At 71.1% G+C, this 26,220-nt stretch carries 22 protein-coding genes and 1 pseudogene; 14 read left to right on the forward strand and 9 right to left on the reverse strand.

The window, feature by feature from the left end:
• Positions 1-42 precede the first annotated feature (42 nt).
• Positions 43-1,527: an MFS transporter gene (locus IU476_RS20720; protein WP_438944040.1), complete on the forward strand. Its 1,485-nt coding sequence runs from the start codon at positions 43-45 to the stop codon at positions 1,525-1,527.
• Positions 1,528-1,667: 140 nt separating this feature from the next.
• On the opposite strand, the gene IU476_RS20725 is transcribed toward IU476_RS20720, so the two are convergent.
• The 3 genes and pseudogenes from IU476_RS20725 to IU476_RS20735 form a co-directional block, all read right to left on the reverse strand.
• Positions 1,668-2,663, reverse strand: a complete 996-nt coding sequence (locus IU476_RS20725) for an SMP-30/gluconolactonase/LRE family protein (RefSeq protein WP_228823976.1) — start codon at positions 2,661-2,663, stop codon at positions 1,668-1,670.
• 185 nt (positions 2,664-2,848) lie between these two features.
• A pseudogene (locus tag IU476_RS20730) lies at positions 2,849-4,215 on the reverse strand (aspartate aminotransferase family protein).
• A gap of 11 nt (positions 4,216-4,226) precedes the next feature.
• Positions 4,227-5,717 (reverse strand): CoA-acylating methylmalonate-semialdehyde dehydrogenase, encoded by a 1,491-nt coding sequence (locus IU476_RS20735; RefSeq protein ID WP_195102449.1) that lies wholly within the window; start codon positions 5,715-5,717, stop codon positions 4,227-4,229.
• Between the two features lie 157 nt (positions 5,718-5,874).
• Here IU476_RS20735 and IU476_RS20740 point away from each other — a divergent pair, with 157 nt between their 5' ends.
• Complete coding sequence (locus IU476_RS20740) at positions 5,875-7,470, forward strand: PucR family transcriptional regulator (protein ID WP_195102451.1); 1,596 nt, start codon at positions 5,875-5,877, stop codon at positions 7,468-7,470.
• Positions 7,471-7,671: 201 nt separating this feature from the next.
• Here the strand turns inward: IU476_RS20740 and IU476_RS20745 are convergent, their stop codons facing one another.
• Positions 7,672-8,061 carry an ankyrin repeat domain-containing protein gene (locus tag IU476_RS20745; protein ID WP_228823977.1) on the reverse strand — a complete coding sequence of 130 codons (390 nt, stop codon included), beginning with the start codon at positions 8,059-8,061 and terminating at the stop codon, positions 7,672-7,674.
• 149 nt (positions 8,062-8,210) lie between these two features.
• On the opposite strand from IU476_RS20745, the gene IU476_RS20750 reads away from it, so the two are divergent.
• Both IU476_RS20750 and IU476_RS20755 read left to right on the forward strand, forming a co-directional pair.
• Positions 8,211-9,290: an NAD(P)H-dependent amine dehydrogenase family protein gene (locus tag IU476_RS20750; RefSeq protein WP_195102453.1), complete on the forward strand. Its 1,080-nt coding sequence runs from the start codon at positions 8,211-8,213 to the stop codon at positions 9,288-9,290.
• Entirely contained in the window at positions 9,287-9,784 is a 498-nt protein-coding gene (locus IU476_RS20755; RefSeq protein ID WP_195102455.1) for a carboxymuconolactone decarboxylase family protein, read from the forward strand. Before IU476_RS20750 ends, IU476_RS20755 begins: the two co-directional genes overlap by 4 nt.
• On the opposite strand, the gene IU476_RS20760 is transcribed toward IU476_RS20755, so the two are convergent.
• Together IU476_RS20760 and yaaA are read right to left on the reverse strand one after the other, a co-directional pair.
• A complete protein-coding gene (locus IU476_RS20760; protein ID WP_324194166.1) occupies positions 9,775-11,193 on the reverse strand; it encodes a three-helix bundle dimerization domain-containing protein in 1,419 nt (472 codons plus the stop codon). The two genes, IU476_RS20755 and IU476_RS20760, sit on opposite strands and share 10 nt — an antisense overlap.
• Before the next feature lie 214 nt (positions 11,194-11,407).
• On the reverse strand, positions 11,408-12,151 hold the full coding sequence (gene yaaA / locus IU476_RS20765; RefSeq protein WP_195102457.1) for a peroxide stress protein YaaA: 744 nt from the start codon (positions 12,149-12,151) through the stop codon (positions 11,408-11,410).
• A 33-nt stretch (positions 12,152-12,184) separates the two neighbouring features.
• Here yaaA and IU476_RS20770 point away from each other — a divergent pair, with 33 nt between their 5' ends.
• The gene (locus IU476_RS20770; protein ID WP_195102458.1) at positions 12,185-13,942 is read left to right on the forward strand and encodes a proline--tRNA ligase; all 1,758 of its coding nucleotides are present in this window, start codon (positions 12,185-12,187) and stop codon (positions 13,940-13,942) included.
• A gap of 165 nt (positions 13,943-14,107) precedes the next feature.
• On the opposite strand, the gene IU476_RS20775 is transcribed toward IU476_RS20770, so the two are convergent.
• Together IU476_RS20775 and IU476_RS20780 are read right to left on the reverse strand one after the other, a co-directional pair.
• Positions 14,108-14,545 carry a ferritin-like domain-containing protein gene (locus tag IU476_RS20775; RefSeq protein ID WP_195102459.1) on the reverse strand — a complete coding sequence of 146 codons (438 nt, stop codon included), beginning with the start codon at positions 14,543-14,545 and terminating at the stop codon, positions 14,108-14,110.
• Positions 14,546-14,609: 64 nt separating this feature from the next.
• Positions 14,610-15,074 (reverse strand): hypothetical protein, encoded by a 465-nt coding sequence (locus IU476_RS20780; RefSeq protein WP_228823978.1) that lies wholly within the window; start codon positions 15,072-15,074, stop codon positions 14,610-14,612.
• 365 nt (positions 15,075-15,439) lie between these two features.
• Here IU476_RS20780 and rimP point away from each other — a divergent pair, with 365 nt between their 5' ends.
• From rimP to IU476_RS20815, 7 genes are all read left to right on the forward strand, one after another.
• Entirely contained in the window at positions 15,440-16,063 is a 624-nt protein-coding gene (gene rimP / locus IU476_RS20785) for a ribosome maturation factor RimP (RefSeq protein ID WP_195102460.1), read from the forward strand.
• A complete protein-coding gene (gene nusA / locus IU476_RS20790; protein ID WP_195102461.1) occupies positions 16,060-17,097 on the forward strand; it encodes a transcription termination factor NusA in 1,038 nt (345 codons plus the stop codon). The genes rimP and nusA overlap by 4 nt, the downstream gene beginning before the upstream one ends.
• Positions 17,098-17,165: 68 nt before the next feature.
• Positions 17,166-17,519 carry a YlxR family protein gene (locus tag IU476_RS20795; protein WP_195102462.1) on the forward strand — a complete coding sequence of 118 codons (354 nt, stop codon included), beginning with the start codon at positions 17,166-17,168 and terminating at the stop codon, positions 17,517-17,519.
• 108 nt (positions 17,520-17,627) lie between these two features.
• Complete coding sequence (gene infB, locus IU476_RS20800; protein WP_195102463.1) at positions 17,628-20,579, forward strand: translation initiation factor IF-2; 2,952 nt, start codon at positions 17,628-17,630, stop codon at positions 20,577-20,579.
• Between the two features lie 76 nt (positions 20,580-20,655).
• Entirely contained in the window at positions 20,656-20,946 is a 291-nt protein-coding gene (locus tag IU476_RS20805) for a DUF503 domain-containing protein (RefSeq protein WP_195102464.1), read from the forward strand.
• A gap of 24 nt (positions 20,947-20,970) precedes the next feature.
• Positions 20,971-21,408 (forward strand): 30S ribosome-binding factor RbfA, encoded by a 438-nt coding sequence (gene rbfA, locus IU476_RS20810; protein WP_195102465.1) that lies wholly within the window; start codon positions 20,971-20,973, stop codon positions 21,406-21,408.
• A 29-nt stretch (positions 21,409-21,437) separates the two neighbouring features.
• Positions 21,438-22,472 (forward strand): DHH family phosphoesterase, encoded by a 1,035-nt coding sequence (locus tag IU476_RS20815; protein ID WP_195102467.1) that lies wholly within the window; start codon positions 21,438-21,440, stop codon positions 22,470-22,472.
• Positions 22,473-22,517: 45 nt separating this feature from the next.
• Here the strand turns inward: IU476_RS20815 and IU476_RS20820 are convergent, their stop codons facing one another.
• On the reverse strand, positions 22,518-23,153 hold the full coding sequence (locus IU476_RS20820; RefSeq protein ID WP_195102468.1) for a DUF4328 domain-containing protein: 636 nt from the start codon (positions 23,151-23,153) through the stop codon (positions 22,518-22,520).
• Between the two features lie 496 nt (positions 23,154-23,649).
• Here IU476_RS20820 and IU476_RS20825 point away from each other — a divergent pair, with 496 nt between their 5' ends.
• The gene (locus IU476_RS20825) at positions 23,650-25,065 is read left to right on the forward strand and encodes an MATE family efflux transporter (protein WP_195102469.1); all 1,416 of its coding nucleotides are present in this window, start codon (positions 23,650-23,652) and stop codon (positions 25,063-25,065) included.
• Between the two features lie 126 nt (positions 25,066-25,191).
• Positions 25,192-26,151, forward strand: a complete 960-nt coding sequence (locus IU476_RS20830; RefSeq protein ID WP_195102470.1) for a metallophosphoesterase family protein — start codon at positions 25,192-25,194, stop codon at positions 26,149-26,151.
• Positions 26,152-26,220 lie beyond the last annotated feature (69 nt).

Consider the following 26,220-nt stretch of genomic DNA (forward strand, 5'->3'; position numbering starts at 1 on the left):
GGGCGCGGGTGGGACGTCGAGTATCCGTTACAGTGACTCACTGTGCTCGATAACCCCGCCGCGACGACGCGATATCCAGTGACGAAGCGGGCCTTCGGGTTGCCGATTCTGGTACTCAGCGGTCTGAACCTGATGGTGATCCTGGACGGCACCATCGTGATTCTGGCGCTACCCCGGCTGCAGGAGCAGATGGGACTGTCGAGCGGCGGCAGCGCCTGGACGGTGACCGCCTACGGCCTGACCTTCGCCGGTCTGATGCTGCTGGGCGGGCGGCTGGGTGATCTGTTCGGGCGCAAACGGGTGCTGGTCATCGGCGTCATCGTCTTCACGCTCGCCTCGCTGGCGTGCGGGCTCGCGCAGGACGAGGTCATGCTGATCATCGCTCGCGCGGTGCAGGGCATCGGCGGCGCCATCGCCGCGCCCTCGGCGATGGCCCTCGTGGTCAGCACGTACGCGCCGGGCCCGGTTCGCAACCAGGCCATCGCCATTTTCGGCTCGATGCAGGCCATCGGGTCCGTCGGCGGTCTGGTGATCGGCGGTGCGCTGACCCAATTGCATTGGCGGCTGGTCTTCCTGATCAATGTGCCGATCGGTGTGCTCATCGTGGTCGGGGCCCTGCTGGTGCTGCGCGACACCACCCATCAGCGGCTGGCCCTGGACGTTCCGGGGTCGGTGCTGGGCACGGCGGCGTGCGTCGCGGTGGTGTTCGGCGCCACCGAGGGGCCCGCGCTGGGCTGGGACAGCTGGATCATTCTCGGATCCCTGCTGGCCGGTGTGCTGCTGCTGGTGGCGTTCGTGCTGGTGGAGCGGACCGCGGAGAATCCGGTGCTGCCGCTGTCGCTGTTCCGCGACCGCGACCGCGCCGCCACCTTCCTGGCGCTGCTGCTGGGCTCGGGTGTGCTGGCCGGGATGACCTACTTCGTCGCGCAGTTCCTGCAGAACGTCATCGGGTACAGCCCGCTGGTCGCGGGCCTGGCGTCGATTCCGTTCACGCTCGGCGCGGGTGTCGGCACCGCCGTCGCCTCCAAGGCGGCCATGGCCGTGCGGCCGCGCTGGCTGCTGCTCTGCTCGGCGATCGTGCTGGCCGCGGCCGGCGTCTACGGCTCGACCCTGGACGGCGGCGTGGAATACGCGCCGACCCTGCTGATCCTGTTGCTCGGCGCGGGTTTCGGCGTCGGCGTGGTGATCGTGGTGGCGCCGCTGTGCCTGCTGGTCGGCGTGCCCACGAGCGAGGTGGGTCCGCTGTCGGCCATCGGGCAGATGATCTTCAATCTCGGGACGCCGCTGGCCATCGGCATTCTCAGCCCGATCGCCGCGTCCCGCACCTTGTCGCTGGGCGGCCGGACGGGTCGCGCGGCGAATATGACCGACGCCCAGATCTCCGCGCTCAGCAGCGGTTACACCCTGGTGCTGTTCGTCTGCGGCATCGGCGCGGCGGTGGTCGGGCTGATCGCGCTCACGCTGCGCTACACGCCGCAGCAACTCGCTCAGGCGCACCACGCGCAGGAGGAAGCGCAGCAGTCCTGAGCGGCGGTCGAGCGGATCTCGCCGAGGACGAACCTACGCGAGATCGGGGTGGGTGACGCTCTCGCCTCTCCGGCTGTGGCGGGCACCCGGCGATAGCTTCGACGGATCGCGGGCAGTGCGGCGGGCGAGGGCTGCCGTATCTACCCGGGGACCTGGGTGATGGCGAGGGACGACTCGACGAGGCTGCCGAGGTAGAGGGTGCCGTCGCGTTCGGCGACGCCGGTGACCAGCGCGTACTCGTCGCCCTCGCGTTGCAGGTCGTGGACGAGGGTGCCGGTGAAGTCGAAGGCCTGGACCCAGGCGGTGCGGGCGGGTTTCGGCTGGAGGGCCGGGGGAATCGCCCACACCAGCTTGCGGATTATGCCCGGGAGCGGAAGGAGCTTGTCCAGCAACGGGTTTCGGGGCGACACCAGCGTGACCCAGACCAGGCCGTCGCTGCCCAGGCCCATGTTGTCGGGGAAGCCGGGCAGGTTCTGCACCAGGTGGTCGGAGGTGCCCGCCTGCGGGCCGGTCAGCCAGTAGCGGGTCACCCGGTAGGCGGCCGTCTCGGCGACCAGCACGCACGAGCGGTCGGGGGCGAGCACCACGCCGTTGGCGAATTGCAGTCCGTCCGCGAGGGTTTCGACCACCCCGTCGGGAGTGCGGCGGAACAGGCGCCCGGTCCCGGAGTGCTCGAAGAAGTCGCCCATGTAGTTGTCGAGCGAGTAGCGGCGGCTCGAGGCCGAGAAGTAGACGGTGCCGTCGGCGTCGGCGACCACATTGCTGGCGAAGGTCAGCGGCTGCCCGTCCACCTCGTCGACCAGCACCTCGATCTCCCCGTGCGGCTTGTCCAGCCGCAGCAGCCCGCGCTCGCAATCGCAGATCAGCAGGCCGCCGCCGGGTTCGGCGTGCAGGCCCAGCGGGCGGCCGCCGGTGCGCGCGATCTCCTCGACGCTGCCGTCGCTCGGCGCGACGGCGAGAATCGCGCCGCCGTCGACGCCGGTGTACACCCGGCCGTCCGGTCCCACCACGACGTCCTCGGGCGCGGCGCCCGGCAGCGGCACCAGCCGCAACGCGGGCATCGGTGGGACACTGCGGGATTCGCGGGCGCGCGGCGTCGCCGTCGGCGGCGACCAGCGGTGGGGCTGTAGTGACATAGCCCAGAAGGTACCCGCCTCCCCCGTGCGGTGGGTTCGGCATCGGTGAGGTCGGCACGCTGCCTACCGTTTCCATTGCGGATCCGCCGCCGGCATCGGTCAGGCCGTCGGCTCCTCGTGCCCGGGTATCGGTGCGCGTGCTTCCGCCGCCGTCGGCGTCCGTGCGGACGACGCATCATGCCCGGCTAGCGAACCGTATGCCGATCCGCCACGGACAGCGCTTCGTCCAGAATCGCCAGCCCTCCTTCGCCTCCGCCTCGCTGATGGTGCAGGGCGGGACCACGTGCAGGCGGTTGAAGTTCACGAACAGCAGGAGTCCGGCGGCGCGGCAGGCGGCGACCACCTCGGTCATCGCGGGGCTGCTGCCGCCGTAGGGGGCGAGCGGTTCGCGGGTCGCGCGGTCGCGCACCAGTTCCAGCGCCCAGAAGACGCCGAGGCCGCGTACCTCGCCGATACTCGGATGCCGCGCGGCGAGGTCCCGCAGACCCGGTCCGAGCACCTGGTCGCCGATGCGCGCGGCATTGTCGACCACGCCCTCCTCGGCCATCGCCGTGAGGGTCGCGACCGCCGCGGCCGTCGCCAGCGGATGGCCGGAGTAGGTCAGCCCGCCCGGATAGGCCCGGTCGTCGAAGGTGGCGGCGAGGCGCGGGCTCAGCGCCACCCCGCCCAGCGGGACGTATCCGGAGTTCACGCCCTTGGCGAAGGTCAGCAGGTCGGGAACGACGCCGAAATGGTCGAGGGCGAACCAGCGTCCCGTGCGGCCGAACCCGGACATCACCTCGTCGGCGATCAGGACGATCCCGTACCGGTCGCACAGCTCCCGTACACCCGCCAGGTAGCCCGGCGGCGGCACCATGATTCCCGCTGTGCCCGGGACGGATTCGAGCACGACGGCCGCGAGGGTGTCCGGCCCCTCCATGGCGATGGTCTGTTCCAGGTGGGCCAGCGCGCGTTGCGACTCCTCGGCCTCGTCGCGCGCGTAGAACTGCGACCGGTACAGGAACGGGCCGAAGAAGTGCACCACGCCGCTGGCACCGCGATCGTTGGGCCAGCGCCGCGGATCCCCGGTGAGGTTGACCGCGGTCTCGGTGCCGCCGTGATAGGACCGGTAGCGGGACAACACCTTCGGGCGACCGGTGTGCAGCCGCGCCATCCGCACGGCGTGCTCGACCGCGTCGGCGCCGCCGTTGGTGAAGAAGACCCGGTCCAGGTCGCCAGGGGTGCGCTCGGCGATCAGCCGGGCGGCCTCCGAGCGGGCGGCATTGGCGTGGTGCGGCGCCACGGTGCACAGCTTCGCCGCCTGCTCCCGCACGGCCGCAACGACTTTCGGGTGTTGGTGGCCGATGTTGGTGTTCACCATCTGCGAGGAGAAGTCCAGCAGGCGGCGGCCCTCGCCGTCCCAGACGTAGCTGCCCTGGGCCGCCGTGATCGTCATCGGCGTCAGCTGCCGCTGCGCCGACCAGGAATGGAATACGTGGCGACGGTCCAGTTCGTAGGCGCGGGCGGCCTCGGCGCGGGCGTCGTCGCGGCTCAGGCCGTTGGGCAGTGTCATACCGTGCTCCGTCAATCGTTCTGGGGGAAACCGAGATTCAGGCCGCCGTGGCTGGGATCGAGCCACCGGGTGGTGACCGCCTTGGTCCGGGTGTAGAAGTGCACGCCGTCCAGGCCGTGCGCGTGCGAGTCGCCGAACAGCGACGACTTCCAGCCGCCGAAACTGTAGTACGCCATCGGCACCGGGATCGGCACGTTGATGCCGACCATGCCCACCTCGACCTCGGTCTGGAAGCGCCGGGCCGCGCCGCCGTCGTTGGTGAAGATGGCCGTGCCGTTGCCGTAGGGGTTGGCGTTGATCAGGGCCAGCGCCTCCTCGTAGGACGCCGCCCGCACCACCGAGAGCACCGGTCCGAAGATCTCGTCGGTGTACACGCTCATCTCGGGGCGGACATGGTCGAGAATCGTCGGTCCGAGCCAGAACCCGCCGGCCTCGCCGTCGGCCGCCACACCGCGCCCGTCGAGCACCACGCGCGCGCCCTCGGCCTCGCCTTTCGCCACGTACCCGGCGACGCGGTCGCGGTGCTCCCGCGTCACCAGCGGGCCCATGTCCGTGCCGCGGGTGCCGTCGCCGGTGCGAATCGTACCGGCGCGCTGGGTGATTCGCGCGACCAGGTCGTCGGCGACGGTGCCCACGGCCACCACCACGCTGATCGCCATGCAGCGCTCGCCCGCCGAGCCGAACCCGGCGTTGACGGCGGCGTCCGCGGCCAGGTCCAGGTCGGCGTCCGGCAGCACCACCATGTGGTTCTTCGCCCCGCCCAGGGCCTGGACGCGCTTGCCGGTGGCGGTGCCGCGCTCGTAGACGTACCGCGCGATCGGAGTCGAGCCGACGAACGACACGGCCTTGATACCCGGGTCGTCCAGCAGCGCGTCGACGGCGGTCTTGGCGCCCTGCACCACGTTGAACACCCCGTCGGGCAGGCCCGCCTCGCTCCACAGCCGCGCCAGCCACAGCGACGCCGACGGGTCCTTCTCGCTCGGCTTGAGCACCACCGTGTTGCCCGCCGCGATCGCGACCGGGAAGAACCACATCGGCACCATCGCGGGGAAGTTGAAGGGGGAGATGATCGCCACCGGGCCCAGCGGCTGGCGGATCGAGAAGATGTCCACCTTGGTCGAGGCGTTCTCGGTGAAGCCGCCCTTGAGCAGATGCGGTATGCCGCAGGCGAATTCGACCACCTCCAGGCCGCGGGTGACCTCGCCGAGCGCGTCGGAGGCGACCTTCCCGTGCTCGGCCGTGATGAGCGCGGCGACCTCCTCGCGGCGCTCGTTGAGCAACTCGCGGAAGCGGAACAGGATCTGGGTGCGCCGCGTCAGCGAGGTGTCGCGCCAGCCCGGGAACGCCGCGGCCGCCGCCTCCACCGCGACCCGCACATCGGCGGCGTCGGCCAGGGCGACCTCCCCGGTCACCACGCCGGTGGCGGGGTTGGTCACCGGCGAGGTGGCCACGCTCGTGCCGTCGAACGGCTTGCCGTCGATCCAGTGGGCGATGGTCCGCATGATGCTCCTCGAATCCGTTCCCGGGACGTCGTGTCCGTCGTACTCGCCCGGCGTGGGCACGGGACGCCGTTCTCCCTGGACACACTGTGCCCTGTTGGGGCGCGTGTTCGGACCGTCGGAGTGTCGGGTCCCGGCGGCAATATTTTACGATTCGTCGGTGCTTCCGACTGTTGCCGATGTGCTGGCGATGCCCGTGGTGCGGGCCGGGCGGCCCGTGGTGGTGGGCGGGGCCGCCGGGCTGGCACGGCCGGTGCGCTGGGTGCACGTCAGCGAACTGCCGGATGTCGCGACACTGCTGGCCGGAGGCGAGCTGGTGCTGACGACCGGGCAGCCGCTGGTGCGCGGCGAATCGGAGGTTGTGCGCTACCTGGAAGCGCTTGCGGGCGTGGGTGTTTCCGGGTTGGTGGTGGAACTGGGCGAGACCGTGGCCGAGGTGGGGCCCGGCGTCGCGGCGGCCGCGGACCGGCTGGGGCTGCCGGTGGTCGCGCTGCACCGCATCACCCGGTTCGTCGAGGTCACCGAGGCGGTGCACCGGGTGATCGTGGCCGACCGATACGCGGAACTGGAGTTCGCGCACTCGGTGCACGAGACCTTCACGGCGCTGAGCGTGCGCCGCGCGTCGCTGGCCGAGATCGTCGAGACCGCCGCGGGTCTGCTGGACGCCTCGGTGGTGCTCGAGGACCTGGCGCACCGGGTGCTGACCGCGACCGCGCGGCACGGCTCGGCCGCCGCGCTGCTCGACGACTGGGAGACCACCTCCCGCATGCTGGCCGAGGACGACAGCGTCGTGCCCGTCGGCCCGCACACCCAGCCGTGGGGGCGGCTCATCCTGCGGTCGCCGCATATTCCGACCACCCGCGCCCGGCTGGTGCTCGAACGTGCCGCGCAGACCCTCACCCTGCACCGGATGATCGAGCGCGACCGCTTCGGCCTGCACCGGCAGGCCCAGACCGGACTGCTCGCGGACCTGGTCAGCGGTCGGCTGGCCGACGAGCGCGAGGCGGCGGCGCGGGCGGCGGCGCTCGGGCTGGCCCGCCGGGCGCGCTACGTGCCGCTCGCGATGCACGTTGCGGCGCTTGCCGAATCGGATCCGGTGGGGCGGCAGCGGCGCGCCGCGGCGCTGCTGGACGCGGTCGGGCACGGCCTCGGCCTCACCAAGGCGACCGCGCTCGCGACCGGGGATCACCAGCAGGTCACCCTGGTGGTGGCGGTCGGCCGCGCGGCCGATCTCGACGACCGCCTCACGAAGATCTGCACCGCGATCGCCGCCGAGGTCCGCCGCGTCGAGGGTGTGCGGCGGGTCGCCGCGGGCGTCGCCGCCGACTCCGAATCGCTGCTCGACGCCGCGCGCGAACTCGCCCACGCCGGGCATGTGGCGGAGGTGGCGCTGTCGCTGCGCTCGGCGTCGGCGCGCCCGTTCTACCGCGGCGGCGACGTCCGGCTGCGCGGCCTGCTCTCGCTGATCCACCGCGACCCCGCCGTCCAGAACTTCGCCGAGACCGAACTCGGGGCCCTGCTCCGCCACGACATCCGCCACCGCGGCGACCTCACCGCCACCCTGCGCCAATTCCTCGACCTGGCCGGCAACAAAACCGAACTGTCCCGCCGCCTGAACCTCAGCCGCCCCACCCTCTACGACCGCCTGGCCCGCATCGAACGCATCCTCGGCGTAGACCTCGACGACGGCGAATCCCGCACCTCCCTCCACACCGCCCTACTGATCCGCGACCTCACCCGCCCCGGGGAGCCTTGACGCTTCGCTCCTTCTCGGCAAGCTCTGCCATCCCCTGTCATCCCGGCATGCTTTCGGCCGGGATCCATTGCGCCGAGGTGGATTCCGGCCAGAAGCATGCCGGAATGACGAGGAAGACGGCTGAGCATGCCGGAATGACGAGGAAGACGGCTGAGCATGCCGGAACGACGGGAGTGGCTGAGCATGCCGGGAGGGGTGGGCTCAGTCGAAGAGGCGCAGTAGGTCCGTCTTGCCGAACATGGTGGCGGATTCGCGGGCGGAGGGGGTGCCCGCGTCGGGGTCGGCGCCGGCGGCGAGGAGGGCCCGGAGGATGTCGTCCTCGCCCTTGAAAACCGCTCCGGCGGCGGGGGTTTGGCCCTTGTCGTTGGGGCGGTTGGGGTCGGCGCCGTGGTCGAGGAGGGTGGTGACCGCGGCGTGGTGGCCGTGGTAGGCGGCGAGCATGAGCAAGGTGTCGCCGCGGTCGTTGGTGAGGTTCGGCGGCACCCCGGCCTCGAGGTAGGCGGTCAAGGTCGCCGCGTCGCCGGTTCTGGCGAGGTCGAACATCCTGGTCGCCAGCTCGATCAGCTCCGGATCCATGCCTGGGCTCTCCATCAGGCACTTCTACCACCGCAACGGGAACGACCGCCGCCGCACGCGCCGACTCGCCGCACGGTTGCCTCGGCGCTCCCGACCCACCTCGGCAAACGGTCGAATCGCCCAAGTTGGGCACCTGCCGACCAAGCGCTTGCTACGCTCGCGCGATGATCCCCACGATCGTCTGGGGCACCGGCAACGTCGGCCGGGCCGCCGTGCGGGCGGTGGCCGCCCATCCGGCGCTGGAGCTGACGGGTGTGCTCGTGAACAATCCCGACAAGGCCGGGCGCGACGCCGGCGACCTCGCGGGCCTCGACCGCGTCCTGGGCGTCGCCGCCACCCGCGACATCGAGGCGGTGCTGGCGACCCGCCCGCGCGCGGTGGTCTACGCGGCCTCCGGCGACATCCGCCCCGACGACGCGCTCGCCGACATCCTCCGGGCCCTGCACGCGGGCGCCGTGGTGGTGACGCCCGCGCTCTACGCCTTCTACGACCAGCGCGGCGCCCCACCGGAATTGCGCGATCAAGTGCTGTCCGCGATCGCGGCGGGCGGCGGCTCGCTGTTCGTCTCCGGCGTCGACCCGGGCTGGGGCAACGACGTGCTGCCGCTGCTGGTCGCCGGCCTCGGCACCGAGGTCGAGACGATCCGCTGCCAGGAGATCTTCGATTACACCACCTACGACCAGCCGGACTCGGTCCGCTACCTGGTCGGCATGGGCCAGCCGATGGACTATCAGCCGCCCATGCTGGCTCCCGGCGTGCCGACCATGGTGTGGGGCGGCCAGATCCGCCTGCTCGCCCGCGCCCTGGGCGCCGACCTCGACGAGATCCGCGAGACCCTGGACCGCCGCGCACTCGACACCACCGTCGTCACCGAGCGGATGGGCGCGTTCGAGGCCGGCACGCAGGGAGCGGTGCGGTTCGAGGTGCAGGGCCTCGTCGGCGGCGAGCCGCGCCTGGTCATCGAGCACGTCACCCGCATCCACCCGTCCTGCGCGCCGGACTGGCCCACCCCGCCGACCGGCGACGGCGCCCACCGGGTGATCGTCGAGGGCCGCCCGCGCATCGAGGTGAGCGTCGAGGCGACCGACGAGGACGGCAACCGCTCGGCGGGCGGCAATGCCACCGCGGTCGGCCGCCTGGTCGGCGCGATCGAGTGGCTGGCCGCCGCCGACCCCGGACTCTACGACGCGCTCGACGTGCCGCTGCGCCCGGCGGCCGGGATCCTCGGAAGGAGACACCCATGATCATCGATGTGCCGGAGGGCCGCGACCCGATCGAATACGTGTGGGGCGAGCTGGTACCCGGAATCGGCCCGGCCGCTTCGCAATTCGCGCTCGCCGTCTACTCGCACAGCACGCTGGGGCTGCGCGAGTTCGAGGCCGCCCGGCTGCGCGTCGCCCAGCTCAACGGCTGCCTGTTCTGCCAGGACTGGCGCACCGAGCGCGACGGCGCGAAGGTCGAACCCGAGTTCGCCGACGCCGTCACCGACTGGCGCACCACCGACCGGTTCGACGACCGCACCCGGCTGGCCGCCGAGTACGCCGAGCGCTACGTCCTCGACCACCACGGCCTCGACGACGAGTTCTGGGCCCGCATGCTCGCCGCGTACACCCAGCGCGAGGTCGTCGAACTCACCATGTGCCTGGGGTCGTGGCTCGGCTTCGGCCGCCTCAACCGCGTCTTCGGCCTGGACACGGTCTGCGTGCTGCCCGGTCACCTGAACAGCGGTCAGTTGTAGGACTCCGCGACACCGTCGAGCAGGTGTTCGAGGGTGTCGTAGGCCGGGGTGTCCACCACGTCGACCACGGTGGCGGCGACCGGAACATTGTGCTCGGCAACGACTTTCGCGAACTGCGCGCCGTCGTTGGGCCGGAACCCGTGCTCGGCGGCGAGGCGCTGCAACTCCGGATCGGTGGACAGCAGGCGGCCGATGCGGTCGCCCTCGGGCGTCAGCGGCACCAGCGTGTGCCGCGACAGCACGGTCGGCGACGGATACAGCAGCGTCATGTCCGGCCGCAGCCGCCCCTCCACCCCGGCCTCCACGAACTGGGCCTCGTAACTCCACACCAGCGGCGTGGGACCCATTCCGGCCGAGAGGTATTCGGCGAACGGTCCCTCGCTGGAACTGTCGGTGAAGCCCTGCTTGGTGAACAGCCTCGACACCTTCGACACCACGAATTCCTCGGCGGTGCGGCCGCGCACGATCGCGTTGTCGTTGGCGACGTAAGCCGCGACGGCCAGGTACATGGCGGCCGAGTTGGAGGTGCGCGGATCGGTGGTGGAGATGAGCATGCTCTTGCGCACCGGGTATTCGGTGTTGCCGGGCAACTGATCCCACTGCGTGCCGCGCTGGGCGAGGTCCAGGTAGCGGTTCATGTCGAAGGTCGGCACCGGGCCCGGCCGCACCACCCCGGCCGCGGTCAGCAGGTCCGCGATCGGCCGGAACGTCGCGACAGCCATCGGCGAGGAGAACGGCGTGTACTGCGCGGTGGTATTGCGCTGGCGCAGTACGCGTTCGGCCGCCGGGGCGCTGGAGGGGAAGGCGAAGTCGTAGTGGCCCAGGTCTACCGTGGTGGCGATCTGCCGGGAACCGGCCCGGTCCACCTCGACCCGCAGGCCGTGGCGGGCCAGCACGTCCGCCACCCGGGAGTCGGCGAAGAAGGCCGCCTTCTCCGAACCGACCACCCCGCTCACCTTGGTCAGCGAGACCGTCGCCGCCGCAGGCGTTTCCGGCGCCGAACCGCCGAGACCGACCGCGGCCGCGACCGCCGCCACCAACACGAGCACGCCGGCCGGCAGCAGCAGTCGGCGGCCCGTCCACGGCGGCGGCAGCAGGCCGCGCAGGGTGGGCCGGGCGCGGTCGTCGCCGGTCACCGCCGCGGCGGGCGAAACAGATTCGGCCGCAGCCTCTTCGGCCGGCGCCTCCGGCCGGCTCTCCAGATCGCGCCGGGCGCGGCGCTCCACCAGAATGGGCACGAAATCACGGACCGTCGTGCCGTCGAAACGGCTCCGAGCCGCGCCGACCACGCTTTCCACCCGTTCCGGGGAATGGCTGCCGGTATAGGACAGGACCAGACGATTCGTCAGCTCGCGCAGCGCTTTTTCTTCACGGGCGGCCTTGTCATCAGGGGTGGAATTCACACCCACGCCAAGCTCCTCGGCATCGCAGCGAAAGTATGCGGGCAGTTCGCACGCGGCGCCAACCTTACGTGATGAATCGCGACATTCCCAAGCGAGGCAATATCTTCCGAGGGCCGTGAAGTCGAATATGCGGAGCGCCGGACTATTTCGTCATCGCGAATTCGAATTCAGGCCGCGAGCAATTTCTTTCGAATTCGACGGTACGACACCGGGAATTCACTCAGGTGAGCACGAGCAGTTCGGTGGACGACGCGATCTCCACCCGCAGCCCGGCCTTCTCGGCGACCCGGGCCAGGCCGCGGATCTCGGTCGGCTCGGCGCGGCCGCACACCAGCGCCCGCGCCAGCAGGCCCTTGTGGTGCTTGTTGAAATGGCTGACCACCGTGCGGGTGCCGTCCGGCCGCTCGGTGAGCACGGTCGCGGTGACCGCGCCGGGGACGCGGCCGAGCTGCTGGTAGGTGCCCGAGCGCAGATCCACCACCAGCCGTCCCTCGGTCTCGGCCCGCAGCGCGGGCGCCAGCACCGGCTTCCACAGTGACGAAAGGGTAGGCAGCCCAGGCAGTTTCGAGCCGCCCGAGAGCCGGTAGGCGGGGATCGGGTCGCCGGCGCGCACCACGCCGAACAGCGCCGAGCCGATCGCCAGCCGGGCCTCGGCCTTCGCCCGCTGTGCTTTCGTGAAGGCGCGGGCGTCGAGCGCGTCGTAGAGCACGCCGGTGTAGCGCTCCAGCGCCGGGCGGGTGGGGGAGGTGCGCAGCGCGGCGTTGCGGGCGATCTCCGCCTCGGCCCCCTTGCCGAGCCCGAGCGCGCGGCTCGCCGCCGCCGGGTCGGACGACAATTCGATCAGTTCGGTGACCAGCTTGTCCCGCACGGCGGTGAGCTGCGGCAACGACAGCCGATCGAGGTCGAGCGGCCCGAGCGTGCCACCGTCGGACTTGGTTTCGGAAGGAGGCAGGATCACCAGCACGAGCGGAAACGGTACCGGCTACGCTGTGCACCCGTGATCACCCGCCTCTCCCACCTGTTCCTGCGCACCCTGCGTGACGATCCCGCCGACGCCGAGGTGCCCAGCCACAAGCTGCTCGTCCGCGCCGGGTACGTCCGCCGCCTCGCGCCGGGCGTCTACTCGTGGCTGCCGCTGGGATTGAAGGTGCTGCGCAAGATCGAGAACGTGGTGCGCGAGGAGATGAACGCCATCGGCGCCCAGGAGATCTCGCTGCCCGCGCTGTTGCCGCGCGAACCCTACGAGACCACCAACCGCTGGACCGAGTACGGCGACAGCCTGTTCCGGCTGCAGGACCGCAAGAAGGCCGACTACCTGCTCGGGCCCACGCACGAGGAACTGTTCGCGCTCACGGTGAAGGGCGAATACAACTCCTACAAGGACCTGCCGGTCACGCTCTACCAGATCCAGACCAAGTACCGCGACGAGGAGCGGCCGCGGGCCGGCATCCTGCGCGGCCGCGAATTCGTCATGAAGGACTCCTACTCCTTCGATCTGGACGAGGCCGGGCTGGCCGCCAGCTACCAGGCCCACCGCGAGGCCTATCGGCGGATCTTCGAGCGGCTCGGGGTCAGCTACGTGATCGTGGCCGCGACCTCGGGCGCCATGGGCGGCAGCGCGTCGGAGGAGTTCCTGGCCGACAGCCCGGTCGGCGAGGACACCTACGTGGTGTGCCACGAATCCGGGTACGCCGCCAATGTCGAGGCCGTGCGCACGCCCGCGCCGCCCGAGATCCCGATCGAGGGACAGCCGGAGGCGCAGGTGCACGACACCCCCGGAACGCCGACCATCGCCACGCTGGTCGACTGGGCGAACTCGGCGGGAATCGGCGAGCGGCTCGGCCGTCCGGTGACCGCGGCCGACACGCTCAAGAACGTGATGGTGAAGCTGCGCCACCCCGACGGCAAGACCGAGATCCTCGGCATCGGTGTGCCGGGCGACCGCGAGGTCGACGACAAGCGCCTGGGCGCCGCGCTCGAGCCCGCCGAGGTGGAACTGCTCGGCGAGGCCGACTTCGCCGCCAACCCCTTCCTGGTCAAGGGGTACATCGGGCCGAAGGCGCTGCAGGCCAACGGGGTTCGCTACCTGGTCGACCCGCGCGTAGTGTCCGGCACGTCGTGGATCACCGGTGCGGACGCGCCCGGCAAGCACGTCGTCGGCCTGGTCGCCGGGCGCGACTTCACCCCCGACGGCACCATCGAGGCCGCCGAGGTCCGCGACGGCGACCCCTCGCCCGACGGGCAGGGCGTGCTGCGCGCTGCGCGCGGCATCGAGATCGGCCACATCTTCCAGCTCGGCTACAAATACACCGACGCGTTCGAGGTCGACGTGCTCGGCGAGAACGGCAAGCCGGTGCGCCTGACCATGGGTTCCTACGGCATCGGGGTGTCGCGCATGGTCGCGGTGCTCGCCGAGCAGCTGCACGACGAGAAGGGCCTGCGCTGGCCGCGCGAGGTCGCGCCGTTCCAGGTGCACGTCGTGATCGCCAACAAGGACGAGGCCGCCCGCGCCGGCGCCGAACAGGTCGCCGCCGACCTCGACGCCGCCGGACTCGAGGTCCTGCTCGACGACCGCACCGCCTCCCCGGGCGTGAAGTTCAAGGACGCCGAACTCCTCGGCATGCCGCTGGTCCTGGTGGTCGGCCGCGGCTGGGCCGACGGCAAGGTCGAACTCCGCGACCGCTTCGCCGGCACCAACGAGGAGGTGCCCGTCGAGCACGCGGTCGCCACCGTCCTCACCAAGGCGTTCGGCTGAACCAGGCCTTGAATCCCGAACTCCGAAACCAGGACTCGCGGACTCAGCCCGCGGGTCCTGCTCTCGTCCCGCGGGTCCCTGGCTCTCGTCCCGCGGGTCCTGGCTTTCGCATCGCGGGTTCCGGCTCTCGGACCGCGGGTTCCTGACCTTCGGAGATGTGCCTGTCTACGCGGGTGTGCCCGGGAACGCGACGGTGGGCGGGTTAGTGCCCAGGATCGTCTGCCAGACCGCGAGGCGCACAGCGCATTCCGTGAGGGCGTCGGTGCCGGTGCGGCGGAGGTCGGGGGAGCCGGTGCGCTCCACCACCGAGCGCCAGGCGACGGCCGTCTCCGACTCCACGGTGACGGCGAGTTTGGCGGCGGGGATCGGGTCGTTCACCGGGAACGGGGGCGGATAGGCCGCGGCCGGTGCGGGAACGGTCGCGCCGAGGGACTTCAGCAGGTCGGCGGTGGCGTCGCGGCGGGCGCGGTGGGCGGCGGTGAACTCCGCGACGACCTGGTTGCGCTCGGGCGAGGCGTAAGCGGCGACCACGCCGTAGGCGTAGACCGCGGCGTACTCGGCGCTCAAGGCATCGGTGAGTGCCTGCTGATCCTGGCCGCTCATGCTGCGCCCCTTCCGTTTCGGGCGAGGCGCACCATGGCGACGCCCCGCGTGCGGTCGTGCCCGCTCATGCCAGCAGCACCCCGGTGTGCGTCGCGCAGGCGGCGCTGATCGCGGCCAGCAGCCCGGCGCGATGACCGGACAGCGTCACCGCCAGGTCGGCGGCCGAGCGCTGCGAGCGGGACAGTTGCTCGCGCAGCGCCGCGACGGTCGGGGGTGGGACCGGGGCGGCGGGCGGGGTCACCGGAGGCGTGCCGGATTTCGGTTTCGTGCCGTCGCCGTAGCGGCCGAGGGCGCGATCTATTTCCGCGCGCAAGGCGTCCGCGTGTTCGGTGCGCTGGGTGGCGATCACCGTCAGCGCGGCCGTGCGCTCGGGCGCCACCGCGGCCGCGGCCCGCGCCCACACCGCGTCGGTGCGCGCCGACTGTTCCTGTGCCAGCAGCACATCCGGCTCCGGCGTCCGGTCGCCGGTGCAGGCGCTCGCGCCCAGCGCGGCGAGCGCGAGGGCGCCGCCGCCCGCCGTGCGCAACATCGAACGACGGTCCAACGCAACGGGTTTCACCGCTGTCCGGGGTGCTCCGGTCGGCGCTGTCCGGACCGGCCGGTCGAGCGCGGACGGGTCCGGTGGCACGGAGGTGTGGGTGCTCGGCACGCCTACATCGTGCCAGTCATTGTCGCGACCGAAGTGTCGAGGGGCGCGGACGCGCGGCGTGCCGTCGGCGCGCCACGGATACCGGGCGCGAAACTCGAGAAGGTTGGCTGGTCCTTTACACTCTTGCAGCGCGTTACGCTGGAACTGCGGCGAACAATTTCGCCGTCGATCCGCGCTGACCATGCCCGACCAGGACCGATACCCACAACTCCACCGCGCCACAACTGAACCAGGAGCCGCCCCACATGCCGATGCCGACCGAGGAAAGGGTGAGCCAGCTCGTTGCTGGTCCCGTCGAGCGCCGAGGATTCGACCTCGAGGGCGTGGCGATCGCGGCCGCCGGTCAGGCGCGGGTGACGGTGACGGTGGACGGCGACGAGGCGATCGACCTCGACACCGTCGCGGAATTGAGTTCGGAGATCTCGGATCTGCTCGATCAGGTCGGCGATTTCGGGGAGACCCCGTATCTGCTCGAGATCACCACGCCGGGCATCGACCGCCCGCTCACCGCGCCCCGGCATTGGCGGCGCGCCCGCGGCCGCAAGGTGCGCGTGACGATGCGGCCCGGCGTGCCGGGGCCCGAGGGCGAGAACAGATTCGACGCGCGGGTGGGCGCGTCCACCGACACCGAGGTGGCCCTGGTGCTCGGCGGGAAGCGAAAACCGCACCGCGTCACCGTGCCGCTCGCCGATATCGCGCAGGCCGTCGTCCAGGTGGAGTTCTCGCCGCCGGGCGCGGCGGAGCTGGAATTGGCGGGCGGGGTGGCGCCGGGCCGTCCGGAACCCGGCGCCGCCGACGAGCAGAACCGGGCACAAGATCAGGGAGCACCCCACTCAGTAGCCGCGCCGACCGAAGGGATCGTGGAATGAACATCGAAATCGAAGCCCTGCGCGCGATTGTCGCGGACAAGGGGATCTCGATGGAGACGGTGATCTCCGCGATCGAGTCCGCGCTGCTGACCGCGTACCGGCACACCGAGGGCCACCAGCCCAACGCGCGCATCGACATCAACCAGAAGACCGGCGTGGTGCGGGTGCTGGCCCGCGAGGTGGACGCCGACGGCAACACGATCTCCGAATGGGACGACACCCCAGAGGGTTTCGGCCGCATCGCCGCCACCACCGCCCGCCAGGTGGTGCTGCAGCGGCTGCGCGACGCCGAGAACGAGAAGTCGTTCGGCGAGTTCTCCACCCACGAGGGCGACATCGTCGGCGGCGTGGTGCAGCGCGACGCCCGGATGAACGCCCGCGGCACCATCGTGGTGCGCATCGGCAGCGAGGCGCACGGCGCCGAGGGCCTGATCCCGCCGGCCGAGCAGGTCCCCGGCGAGACCTACGAGCACGGCGACCGCATCAAGTGCTACGTCTACGCGGTGTCGCGCGGCCCGCGCGGCCCGCAGATCAACCTCTCGCGCTCGCACCCGAACCTGGTGCGCCGGCTGTTCGCCCTCGAGGTGCCCGAGATCGCCGACGGGTCGGTGGAGATCGTCGCGGTGGCCCGCGAGGCCGGGCACCGGTCCAAGATCGCGGTGCGCAGCACCGTCCCCGGCGTCAACGCCAAAGGCGCCTGCATCGGCCCGATGGGCCAGCGTGTGCGCAACGTGATGAGCGAGCTGGCCGGCGAGAAGATCGACATCATCGATTACGCCGAGGACCCGGCCGCCTTCGTCGGGAATGCGCTGAGCCCGTCGAAGGTTGTGTCGGTGACGATCGTGGACCCGGAGGCGCGCGCGGCGCGGGTCGTGGTCCCCGATTTCCAGCTCTCGCTGGCGATCGGCAAGGAGGGCCAGAACGCCCGGCTGGCGGCCCGGCTCACCGGCTGGCGCATCGACATCCGCAGCGACGCGGCCCCCGACGTGACGGGCTCGGGTTCGGTGCGCAGCGAGGCCCCGCACGGCGGCTAGCAGCCGCGACGACGCAACGACATGACAGGTTGGTAACCAATCAGAGGGCTGGATGCGGGGTTCGGGACATGGCAGCGGTAGAGTGGACGCAGGCTCAGCACGAGTCTCCGGTCTCCACGCGCACCGCGCAGGCCGAGGCACCGCCCTCGGGTCCCGTTCGGACGTGTGTGGGATGCCGGAAACGCGAGCTGGCCGCCGATCTGTTGCGGATCGTGGCGCTGTCGTCCGACGAGGACGGCGTTGCGGTCGTTCCCGATCCGCGGCACAGACTTCCCGGACGGGGTGCCTGGTTGCACCCCGATTCGGCTTGTCTGAGCGCGGCAGTTCGGCGCCGAGCGTTCGGCAGAGCGCTAAGAGTGTCCGGAAAACTGGATATCTCAGCCCTGGAGCACTACGTGGAGAACAGGCACGAGCACTCATGAGCACACCGTGAAGTACCAACGATGATCGGCCATCGAAGATAATCGGAGGTCGTGCGGACTACCGTCCCCGGACGGACTGTCACGCTCGACCTCTCAGTGAGGAGAGCAGTGGCAGGCAAGGCCCGCGTGCACGAGTTGGCGAAAGAACTCGGTGTCACGAGCAAGGAACTACTCGCAACGCTGAAGGAGCAGGGCGAGTTCGTGAAGTCGGCGTCGTCGACGGTGGAGGCACCCGTCGCGCGTCGGCTGCGGGAGTCGTTCGCGTCGAAGTCGGCCCCGAACGGCACCGCGAAATCCGGCGGTCGGCCCGGTCCCGGCCAGGCCGCGCGTTCGTCCGGTAAGCCCGCGCCCGGCGCGACCCCCGGTCCGCGTCCCGGTCCCGCACCCGGCCCGCGCAACAACGGTCCCGCGCCGGCGCCGCAGCAGCAGTCTCGGCCCGCGCCGCAGCAGCAGCCGCAGCAGTCGGCTCCCGCGGCCCGTACCGACGCGCCGTCCCCGGGCGCCCGTCCCGGTCCCGCGGTGAAGCCCGGCCCGGCGCCCAAGCCCGGCGACGCGCGTCCGGCGACGCCGTCCCCGGCCGCCGCGTCGTCGCAGCCCGCGCCCGCGCCGCAGCAGGGTGCGCGTCCGGCTCCGGGCGGTCCCCGTCCGGGCCAGCCCAAGAGCGGCGCGCCCGCGCAGCCCGGTCAGCGTCCCGGCCCCAAGCCCGGGCCGAAGACCCCGCGCGTCGGCAACAACCCGTTCTCGTCCGCGCCCGAGCGGCCCGCGCCGCGGCCGGCCCCCGGCCCGCGTCCCGGCCCCTCGCAGGGTGGTCCGCGGCCGTCGCCGGGCAACGCCCCGCGTCCGGCTCCGCAGGGCGGCCAGCGGCCGTCCGGCCCGCGGCCGAGTCCCGGCTCGATGCCGCCGCGGCCCAACCCGGGCGCGATGCCGCAGCGTGCGGCCCGTCCCGGTCCGGCCGGTGGCGGTCGTCCGGGTCGTCCCGGCGGCGGCCCCGGTGGCGGTCGTCCCGGTGGCGGCGGTGGCGGCGGCAACTACCGCGGCGGCGGTGCCGGTGGCGGCGCCGGTGCGGGTGCACCCGCGGCCGGTGGCGGCTTCCGCGGTCGTCCCGGCGGCGGTGGCCGTCCGGGTGGTCCCGGTGGCCGCGGCGGTGCGGCCGGTGCGTTCGGCCGTCCCGGCGGCGCGCCCCGCAAGGGCCGTAAGTCGAAGCGACAGAAGCGGCAAGAGTACGACTCGATGCAGGCTCCGTCGGTCGGCGGCGTGCGGCTGCCCCGCGGCAACGGCGAGATCATTCGCCTCGCCCGCGGCGCCTCGCTGTCCGACTTCGCCGAGAAGATCAACGCCAACCCGGCCTCGCTGGTGCAGGTGCTGTTCAACCTCGGCGAGATGGTGACCGCGACCCAGTCGGTCAACGACGAGATCTTCGAGCTGCTCGGCGGCGAGATGAACTACGTCGTGCACGTGGTCTCGCCCGAGGACGAGGACCGCGAGCTGCTGGAGAGCTTCGACCTCACCTACGGCGAGGACGAGGGCAACGAGGACGACCTGCAGGTCCGTCCGCCGGTGGTGACCGTCATGGGTCACGTCGACCACGGTAAGACCCGACTGCTGGACACCATCCGCAAGACCAACGTCCGCGAGGGCGAGGCCGGCGGCATCACCCAGCACATCGGCGCCTACCAGGTCATGGCCAACGTCGCCGACGACGAGCGCCTGATCACCTTCATCGACACCCCGGGTCACGAGGCGTTCACCGCCATGCGTGCCCGCGGCGCGAAGGCCACCGACATCGCGGTGCTGGTGGTCGCCGCCGACGACGGCGTCATGCCGCAGACGGTGGAGGCCATCAACCACGCGCAGGCGGCCGACGTGCCGATCGTGGTGGCAGTCAACAAGATCGACAAGGAGGGTGCGAACCCCCAGAAGATCCGCCAGCAGCTGACCGAGTACGGCCTGGTGTCGGAGGAGTACGGCGGCGAGACCATGTTCGTCGACATCTCCGCGCGCCAGGGCACCAATATCGAGGCGCTGCTCGAGGCCGTGGTGCTGACCGCGGACGCCGCCCTGGACCTGCGGGCCAACCCGGACCAGGACGCGCAGGGTGTCGCCATCGAGGCGCACCTGGACCGCGGCCGCGGCCCGGTGGCCACGGTGCTGGTGCAGCGCGGCACGCTGCGGGTCGGCGACTCGATCGTCGCCGGCGACGCCTACGGCCGCGTCCGCCGCATGGTGGACGAGCACGGCGAGGACGTCGAGGAGGCGCTGCCGTCGCGGCCGGTGCAGGTCATCGGCTTCACGTCGGTGCCCGGCGCGGGTGACAACCTGCTCGTGGTCGACGAGGACCGGATCGCTCGGCAGATCGCCGACCGGCGCAGCGCGCGCAAGCGCAACGCGCTGGCCGCCCGCAGCCGCAAGCGGATCAGCCTGGAAGATCTGGATGCCGCTCTGAAGGAGACCTCGGAGCTCAACCTGATCATCAAGGGCGACAACTCCGGTACGGTCGAGGCCCTCGAGGAGGCGCTGCTCGGCATCGAGATCAGCGACGAGGTGCGGCTGCGCGTCATCGACCGCGGTGTCGGTGGCGTCACCGAGACCAACGTCAACCTGGCGTCGGCGTCCAACGCGATCATCATCGGGTTCAACGTGCGCGCGGAGGGCAAGGCCAACGAGCTGGCCAACCGCGAGGGCGTCGACATCCGGTACTACTCGGTGATCTACCAGGCCATCGACGAGATCGAGAAGGCCCTCAAGGGCATGCTCAAGCCGATCTACGAGGAGGTCGAGCTGGGTCGCGCCGAGATCCGCGCGATCTTCCGTTCCTCGAAGTTCGGCAACATCGCCGGTTGCATGGTCACCTCCGGGCTGGTCAAGCGCAACGCCAAGGCGCGTCTGCTCCGCGACAACGTGGTGATCGCCGATACGACGATCGAGTCGCTGCGCCGCGAGAAGGACGACGTCATGGAGGCTCGCGAGGGCTTCGAATGCGGTATGACGTTGCGGTACAACGACATCAAGGAAGGCGACATCATCGAGGCCTACGAGCTCCGCGAGAAGCCGCGGGACTGAGACCGATGGGCACGCCGCCCCGGGGACACGCTCCCCGGGGCGGCGGCCGCCGCCTGATCACAAATGAGGTGAACCGATGTTCGTCGGGGCACTGGAGTTCGACATTCTGCTCGGCGACGTGCATTCGCTGAAGCAGAAGCGCTCCGTGATCCGCCCCGTCCTGGCCGAGTTGCAGCGCTTCGGCGTGTGCGCGGCCGAGGGCGGGGAACACGACAGATATCGCCGCACACTGCTGGGCGTCGCCATGGTCAGCTCCGAGATGGGACATCTCACAGCGGTGCTGGACCGGTGTGAACGCCACGTGGCGGCGCGTCCGGAGTTACAGTTGCTGGCAGTGCGCCGCCGGATCTTCGGACCCGAAGACTGAGTCTAAAAATAAGGAGGGTCGGCCATGGTGGATCAGGCCAGGGCACGCCGGCTCGCGAAGCGGATCGTCAATATCGTCGGCACCGCGATCGAATACGAGATCAAGGATCCGCGCCTGCGATTCGTCACCGTCACCGACGCGAAGGTGACCGGAGACCTGCGCGAGGCGACCGTCTACTACACGGTGATGGGCGAGACGATCGACGCGGAACCGGATTTCGCGGGCGCGGCAGCGGGATTGGAGAAGGCCAAGGGCGTGCTGCGCTCGAAGGTCGGCGCCGCGACGGGCATCAAGTTCACGCCGACGCTGGCGTTCGTGCTGGACACCGTGCCGGACGCCGCGCGGCAGATGGAGGAGCTGCTGGCGCGCGCCCGCGCGGCCGATGAACAGGTCGCGCAGGTGGCGTCCAACGCGACCTACGCCGGCGACGCCGACCCGTACAAGAGCGACGAGGAAGACTGACCGCCCGCGGGTGGTCGAGGCTGAGAGCGATGACAGCTGTAACGCCGGCGGCCGATCTGGCCGCGGCCGTCGAGGTCCTGGACGCCGCGAGGTCGGTCACGGTGCTGTGTCATGTGCAGCCCGACGCCGACACCGTCGGCAGCGGGTTGGCGCTGGCGCAGGTGCTGCACCGGCGCGGCGTGCCCGTGTGCGTGTCGTTCGCGGAACCGGCGGAGCTACCGGCCTCGATGCGCTCGCTGCCGGGCGTGGAGTTCCTGGTGCCCGCCGCGCAGGTGCCGCAGGAGGTGGACCTGCTGGTGGCCGTGGACTGCGGCAGCGTCGGGCGACTCGGCGCGCTGGCCGACCGCATACCCGGCGCGGCGACCACGCTGGTGGTCGACCATCACCGCTCCAACACCCGTTTCGGGACGGTCAACGTGATCGACGCCGCGGCGGAGTCGACCACCAGCCTGCTGGCGCGGGTCTTCGACGCCTGGGGTGAGCCGATCGACGACGCGGTGGCGTACTGCCTGTTCGCCGGTCTGGTCACCGACACCGGGTGCTTCCGCTGGGCCGGGCCCACCACGCATCGGCTAGCGGAACGTTTGCTGGAGACCGGGATCGACGGCGCCGGCATCACTCGCACGCTGATGGACACCCATCCCTTCGGTTGGCTGCCGATGTTGTCGCGGGTGCTGGGCTCGGCCAAACTCGAGCCGCGCGCCGCGGGCGGGGTGGGCCTGGTGTACGCCTTCGTCCTGCGCGACGACATCTCCGGCCTGCGCTCGGAGGAGGTGGAGAGCGTCATCGACGTCGTCCGCACCACCTCCGAGGCCGCCGTCGCCGCGGTGTTCAAGGAGTCGCGCAGCGCGCCGGGCGTGTGGACGGTGTCGCTGCGGTCCCGCGACACCGGAGTGGGTCTCGACGACGGCGTCGACGTGGCGCAGGTGGCCACCCGCCTGGGCGGTGGCGGCCACCGCTACGCGGCCGGCTACACCACCACCGGCACGCCGGACGACCTGGTCGCCTCGCTGCTGTCGGCCTTGTCCGCCTGCTCAGTGGGCGGTACCGCGGCGGCCGGCTGACCACGCGCTCGCCATCCGACCGCCCGCGGCTCGGATTCGGGTTGCTCAGATCGCTGTTCGGGTCGCCTGGGGAACTCGCGCGGCCTCCCACCGCTGAACCCTGCGCAGCAGGATCGCCAACAGCACGGCTGCCGTGCCGATGACCACGACGGCGGCGAGGAAGACCAGGACCGCGCCGCCGAAGCGACCGGCGTCGGCGGGCTCGGTGCCGACCGTCGCCATGGTCAGGGACAGTATCGCGAGCAGCAGTGAGCCGACGACGAACAACGACCACCACAGCACGACCAAGGCCGTAGTCCGGTTGGCGCGCGGCCGCACCGGCGCGACCGGGGTGTCGGGATGCACGGCACGTTGCACGTCGTCGAGCACGATCGGCGGGATCACGAGGTTCAGGATCGGGAGGAAACCGATCACGGACCACACCCGCGACAGCCGATGCCGAGCCGGAGACAGCACGGCCGCGTTGCCGCGCGCCCGATACAGCCAGACGACGAACAGCACGCCCGCGATCGCCTGGAAGATCATTCCCACCGACGTGATCGCGAGCCAAGGCCGGGCCGCGTCCAGTCGCGTCAGATACTCCGCCCGCTCCAGCTGCCCGTTCTCGAAATCCACGTGCACAAGGTAGTTGCGCACATGAATACCCCACTCGACGATCCGGGCGGCCAGGACGATTCCCACGGCGGAGAGAACGGCGTACGCCAACCCTCGCAGCGACCGAGTCGGAAACGCCGCATCCCCGACAGCCGACTCCCGCAGAGCCTCCGGACCTGGTCCGCCGCCGGAATGTTGTTGTCGCATCACCGTATTCACGGTATCCAGCGGCCTGCCGAGGCATATCGGCGAAATCGCCGGTTCCTCGACGGAAAGTGACCACGGGCCCACCACTCGCCGACGCGATGCGCCGCGAACGCTGCCCGGCGAGATTTTCGTGTCTGGTCGGCGACTTGATTCCGGCGGCTGACCACGAAGCCGGAGAATTCGCGCCGGTGCGGTTTCCCCGCCGGACAGATCGACTACTCGTACCGAAGGATGTCCGCACGCGGCACCGCAGCTCGCGGACGTGGCGTGCGCGGCGGGTGTCGGTGGGCTGTGCGAAGGTGGGGCGCGATGAGACCAGTGGGAGGTGCGGTGGGCGTAGGGGAGCGGCTGTCGGTGGAGAGCGGGAGGGGTGACGATGACGGCTGATGCGGGTGGTTCGCGGAGCGCTGTGGAGGGCGAGGCGCCGGTGGTCGAGGAGGCTGCTGACGCGGGGGCGCGGCGGATTCTGGGGATCGCCGTGCCCACGCTGGGAGTGCTCGTCGCGGAACCGATCTATCTGCTGTGGGATATGGCCGTGGTCGGGCGGCTGGGCGCGTTGGCGCTGGCCGGGCTGGCGGTGGGCGGGCTGATTCTCGGACAGGTCAGTACCCAGCTGACCTTCCTCACCTACGGCACCACCGCGCGGTCGTCCCGGCGGTTCGGGTCGGGGGACCGGCGGGGTGCGGTCGAGGAGGGCGTGCAGGCCAGCTGGACGGCGATCGGTATCGGCCTGCTGATCCTGGTCGTGTTGCAGGTGTTCGCGCGGCCCGTCGTGGACCTGATCGCGGGTGGGTCGGATATCGCCGACGCGGCGCTGGGCTGGCTGCGGATCGCGCTGTTCGGGGTGCCGCTGATTCTGCTGACCATGGCGGGCAACGGGTGGCTGCGCGGCGTCCAGCAGACCCGCCGTCCGCTGGCGTATGTCATTGCGGGACTGGTGATTTCGGCGGTGCTGTGCCCGGTGCTGGTGCACGGGCTCTGGGGCGCGCCGCGGCTCGAGCTGGAAGGCTCGGCCGTGGCCAATGTGATCGGGCAGGTCGTCGCGGCCGCGATGTTCCTGGGTGCGCTGGTGCGGCGGCGGCTGCTCCCGGCAGGTCATCCCGACCGGATCTCGCTCACGCCGCGCCCGGCGGTCATGCGCTCGCAGCTGGTGCTCGGGCGCGACCTGATCGTGCGGAGCCTGGCGTTCCAGGCGTGTTTCGTGTCCGCCGGGGCGGTGGCGTCGCGGTTCGGCGCGGCCTCGGTGGCCGCCCACCAGTTGGTGCTGCAACTGTGGAATTTCCTCGCGCTGGCCCTGGACTCGCTGGCCATCGCCGCCCAGACTTTGACCGGCGCGGCGCTCGGGGCCGGGAACGTGCGTGGCGCGCAGCGGCTGGCGCGGCGGGTCACGGTGTGGTCCACGCTGTTCGCGGCCGCGCTGGCGGTGTTCTTCGCCGCCGGGTACGAGTGGGTCCCGCGGGTGTTCACCACCGATCCGCAGGTGATCGATCGCACGCACGTCGTCTGGTGGTTCTTCGTGGCGCTCATCCCGCTGGTGGGCGTGGTGTTCGCGCTCGACGGCGTGCTGCTCGGCGCGGGCGACGCCGCCTACCTGCGGAACACCACCATGGGCGCGGCGTTGATCGGATTCCTTCCGGTGATCTGGTTGTCGCTGGCGTTCGACTGGGGCATCGCCGGGATCTGGAGCGGCCTGTCCGCCTTCATCGTGCTGCGGCTGCTCGCGGTGAGCGTGCGGGCGTGGTCCGGGCGCTGGGCGCGGGCCGGCGCGGAGATCCCGGGCGGCGTCGGATAGTCCGAGGGTCTCGGGGTAGTCGGGAACCTGCCCCGGCGGGACGGTGATCGTCGCGCATGGGAATGTGGAACGGACCACCGCGGTTGCCCATGCGGGCGTGGCAGGAGAGTAGGAGGTTGGTGCCGGGTGATTCCGAAGCTGATGGCGGTGAGCGACATCCATGTCGGGCACCAGGGCAACAAGCCCGTCGTCGAACAGATCACCCCCGATTCACCCGAGGACTGGCTGATCGTCGCGGGTGACGTGGCGGAGAAGACCGACGACATCCGCTGGGCGCTGGACCTGCTGCGCAAGCGCTTCGCCAAGGTGATCTGGGTCCCGGGCAACCACGAATTGTGGACCACCACAAAGGATCCGGTGCAGATGCACGGTGCGTCGCGGTACGACTACCTGGTGTCGCTGTGCCGGGACCTCGACGTCCTGACCCCGGAGGACCCGTTCCCGGTGTGGACGGGCGCGGGCGCCGAGCAGTTCGGCGGCGCGGTGACCCTGGCCCCGCTGTTCGTGCTCTACGACTACTCCTGGCGGCCCGCCGGCACGACCACCAAGGCCGAGGCGATGGCCCTGGCCCGCGAGCGCAACGTCGTCGCCACCGACGAGTTCCTGCTGTCCCCGGACCCGTACGTGACCCGCGACGCGTGGTGTCACGCGCGCGTGCAGTACACCCGCCGCCGGCTCGACGACGTGGGCACCGAGACCCCGATGGTGCTGATCAACCACTTCCCGCTCAACCGCGAGCCCACCCGGATGCTGTTCTATCCGGAGTTCTCGCTGTGGTGCGGCACCGAGCAGACCGCCGACTGGCACATCCGTTACAACGTCGTCTGCTCGGTCTACGGCCACCTGCACATTCCGCGCACCACCTTCTACGACGGCGTCCGGCACGAGGAGGTCTCGCTCGGCTACCCGCGCGAATGGCAGCGCCGCGGCCTGCCCGACAAGCTGCTGCGTCAGATCCTGCCCGCCCCCGAATACGGCCCCGACGACCTGAACGAGTGGGGCGGCCACTTCAAGATCACCCCGGAGATGCGCAAGGCGGCCACCGAGATGCGCCGCCTCGCCGACAAGCGCCGCGGCCTGGGGTGACCGGGCCCGGACGCGCGCGCCGCGCCCTCGGTTAATCTCGTGAAGGCAAGCAGGTGTGGAGTCAGGAGG

The organism is Nocardia blacklockiae, assembly GCF_015477355.1.
In the GTDB taxonomy this organism is placed as follows: domain Bacteria; phylum Actinomycetota; class Actinomycetes; order Mycobacteriales; family Mycobacteriaceae; genus Nocardia; species Nocardia blacklockiae.

Excerpts from the sequence above, each read along its gene's own strand:
- IU476_RS20795 (WP_195102462.1), top strand. The coding sequence starts at position 17,166 with ATGGCAGCGGTAGAGTGGACGCAGGCTCAGCACGAGTCTCCGGTCTCC.
- nusA (WP_195102461.1), top strand. The coding sequence starts at position 16,060 with ATGAACATCGAAATCGAAGCCCTGCGCGCGATTGTCGCGGACAAGGGG.
- IU476_RS20750 (WP_195102453.1), top strand. The coding sequence starts at position 8,211 with ATGATCCCCACGATCGTCTGGGGCACCGGCAACGTCGGCCGGGCCGCC.
- IU476_RS20825 (WP_195102469.1), top strand. The coding sequence starts at position 23,650 with ATGACGGCTGATGCGGGTGGTTCGCGGAGCGCTGTGGAGGGCGAGGCG.
- rbfA (WP_195102465.1), top strand. The coding sequence starts at position 20,971 with ATGGTGGATCAGGCCAGGGCACGCCGGCTCGCGAAGCGGATCGTCAAT.
- IU476_RS20805 (WP_195102464.1), top strand. The coding sequence starts at position 20,656 with ATGTTCGTCGGGGCACTGGAGTTCGACATTCTGCTCGGCGACGTGCAT.
- IU476_RS20745 (WP_228823977.1), bottom strand. The coding sequence starts at position 8,061 with ATGGAGAGCCCAGGCATGGATCCGGAGCTGATCGAGCTGGCGACCAGG.
- rimP (WP_195102460.1), top strand. The coding sequence starts at position 15,440 with ATGCCGATGCCGACCGAGGAAAGGGTGAGCCAGCTCGTTGCTGGTCCC.
- IU476_RS20755 (WP_195102455.1), top strand. The coding sequence starts at position 9,287 with ATGATCATCGATGTGCCGGAGGGCCGCGACCCGATCGAATACGTGTGG.
- IU476_RS20780 (WP_228823978.1), bottom strand. The coding sequence starts at position 15,074 with ATGTTGCGCACGGCGGGCGGCGGCGCCCTCGCGCTCGCCGCGCTGGGC.
- IU476_RS20775 (WP_195102459.1), bottom strand. The coding sequence starts at position 14,545 with ATGAGCGGCCAGGATCAGCAGGCACTCACCGATGCCTTGAGCGCCGAG.
- IU476_RS20815 (WP_195102467.1), top strand. The coding sequence starts at position 21,438 with ATGACAGCTGTAACGCCGGCGGCCGATCTGGCCGCGGCCGTCGAGGTC.
- IU476_RS20735 (WP_195102449.1), bottom strand. The coding sequence starts at position 5,717 with ATGCGGACCATCGCCCACTGGATCGACGGCAAGCCGTTCGACGGCACG.
- IU476_RS20725 (WP_228823976.1), bottom strand. The coding sequence starts at position 2,663 with ATGTCACTACAGCCCCACCGCTGGTCGCCGCCGACGGCGACGCCGCGC.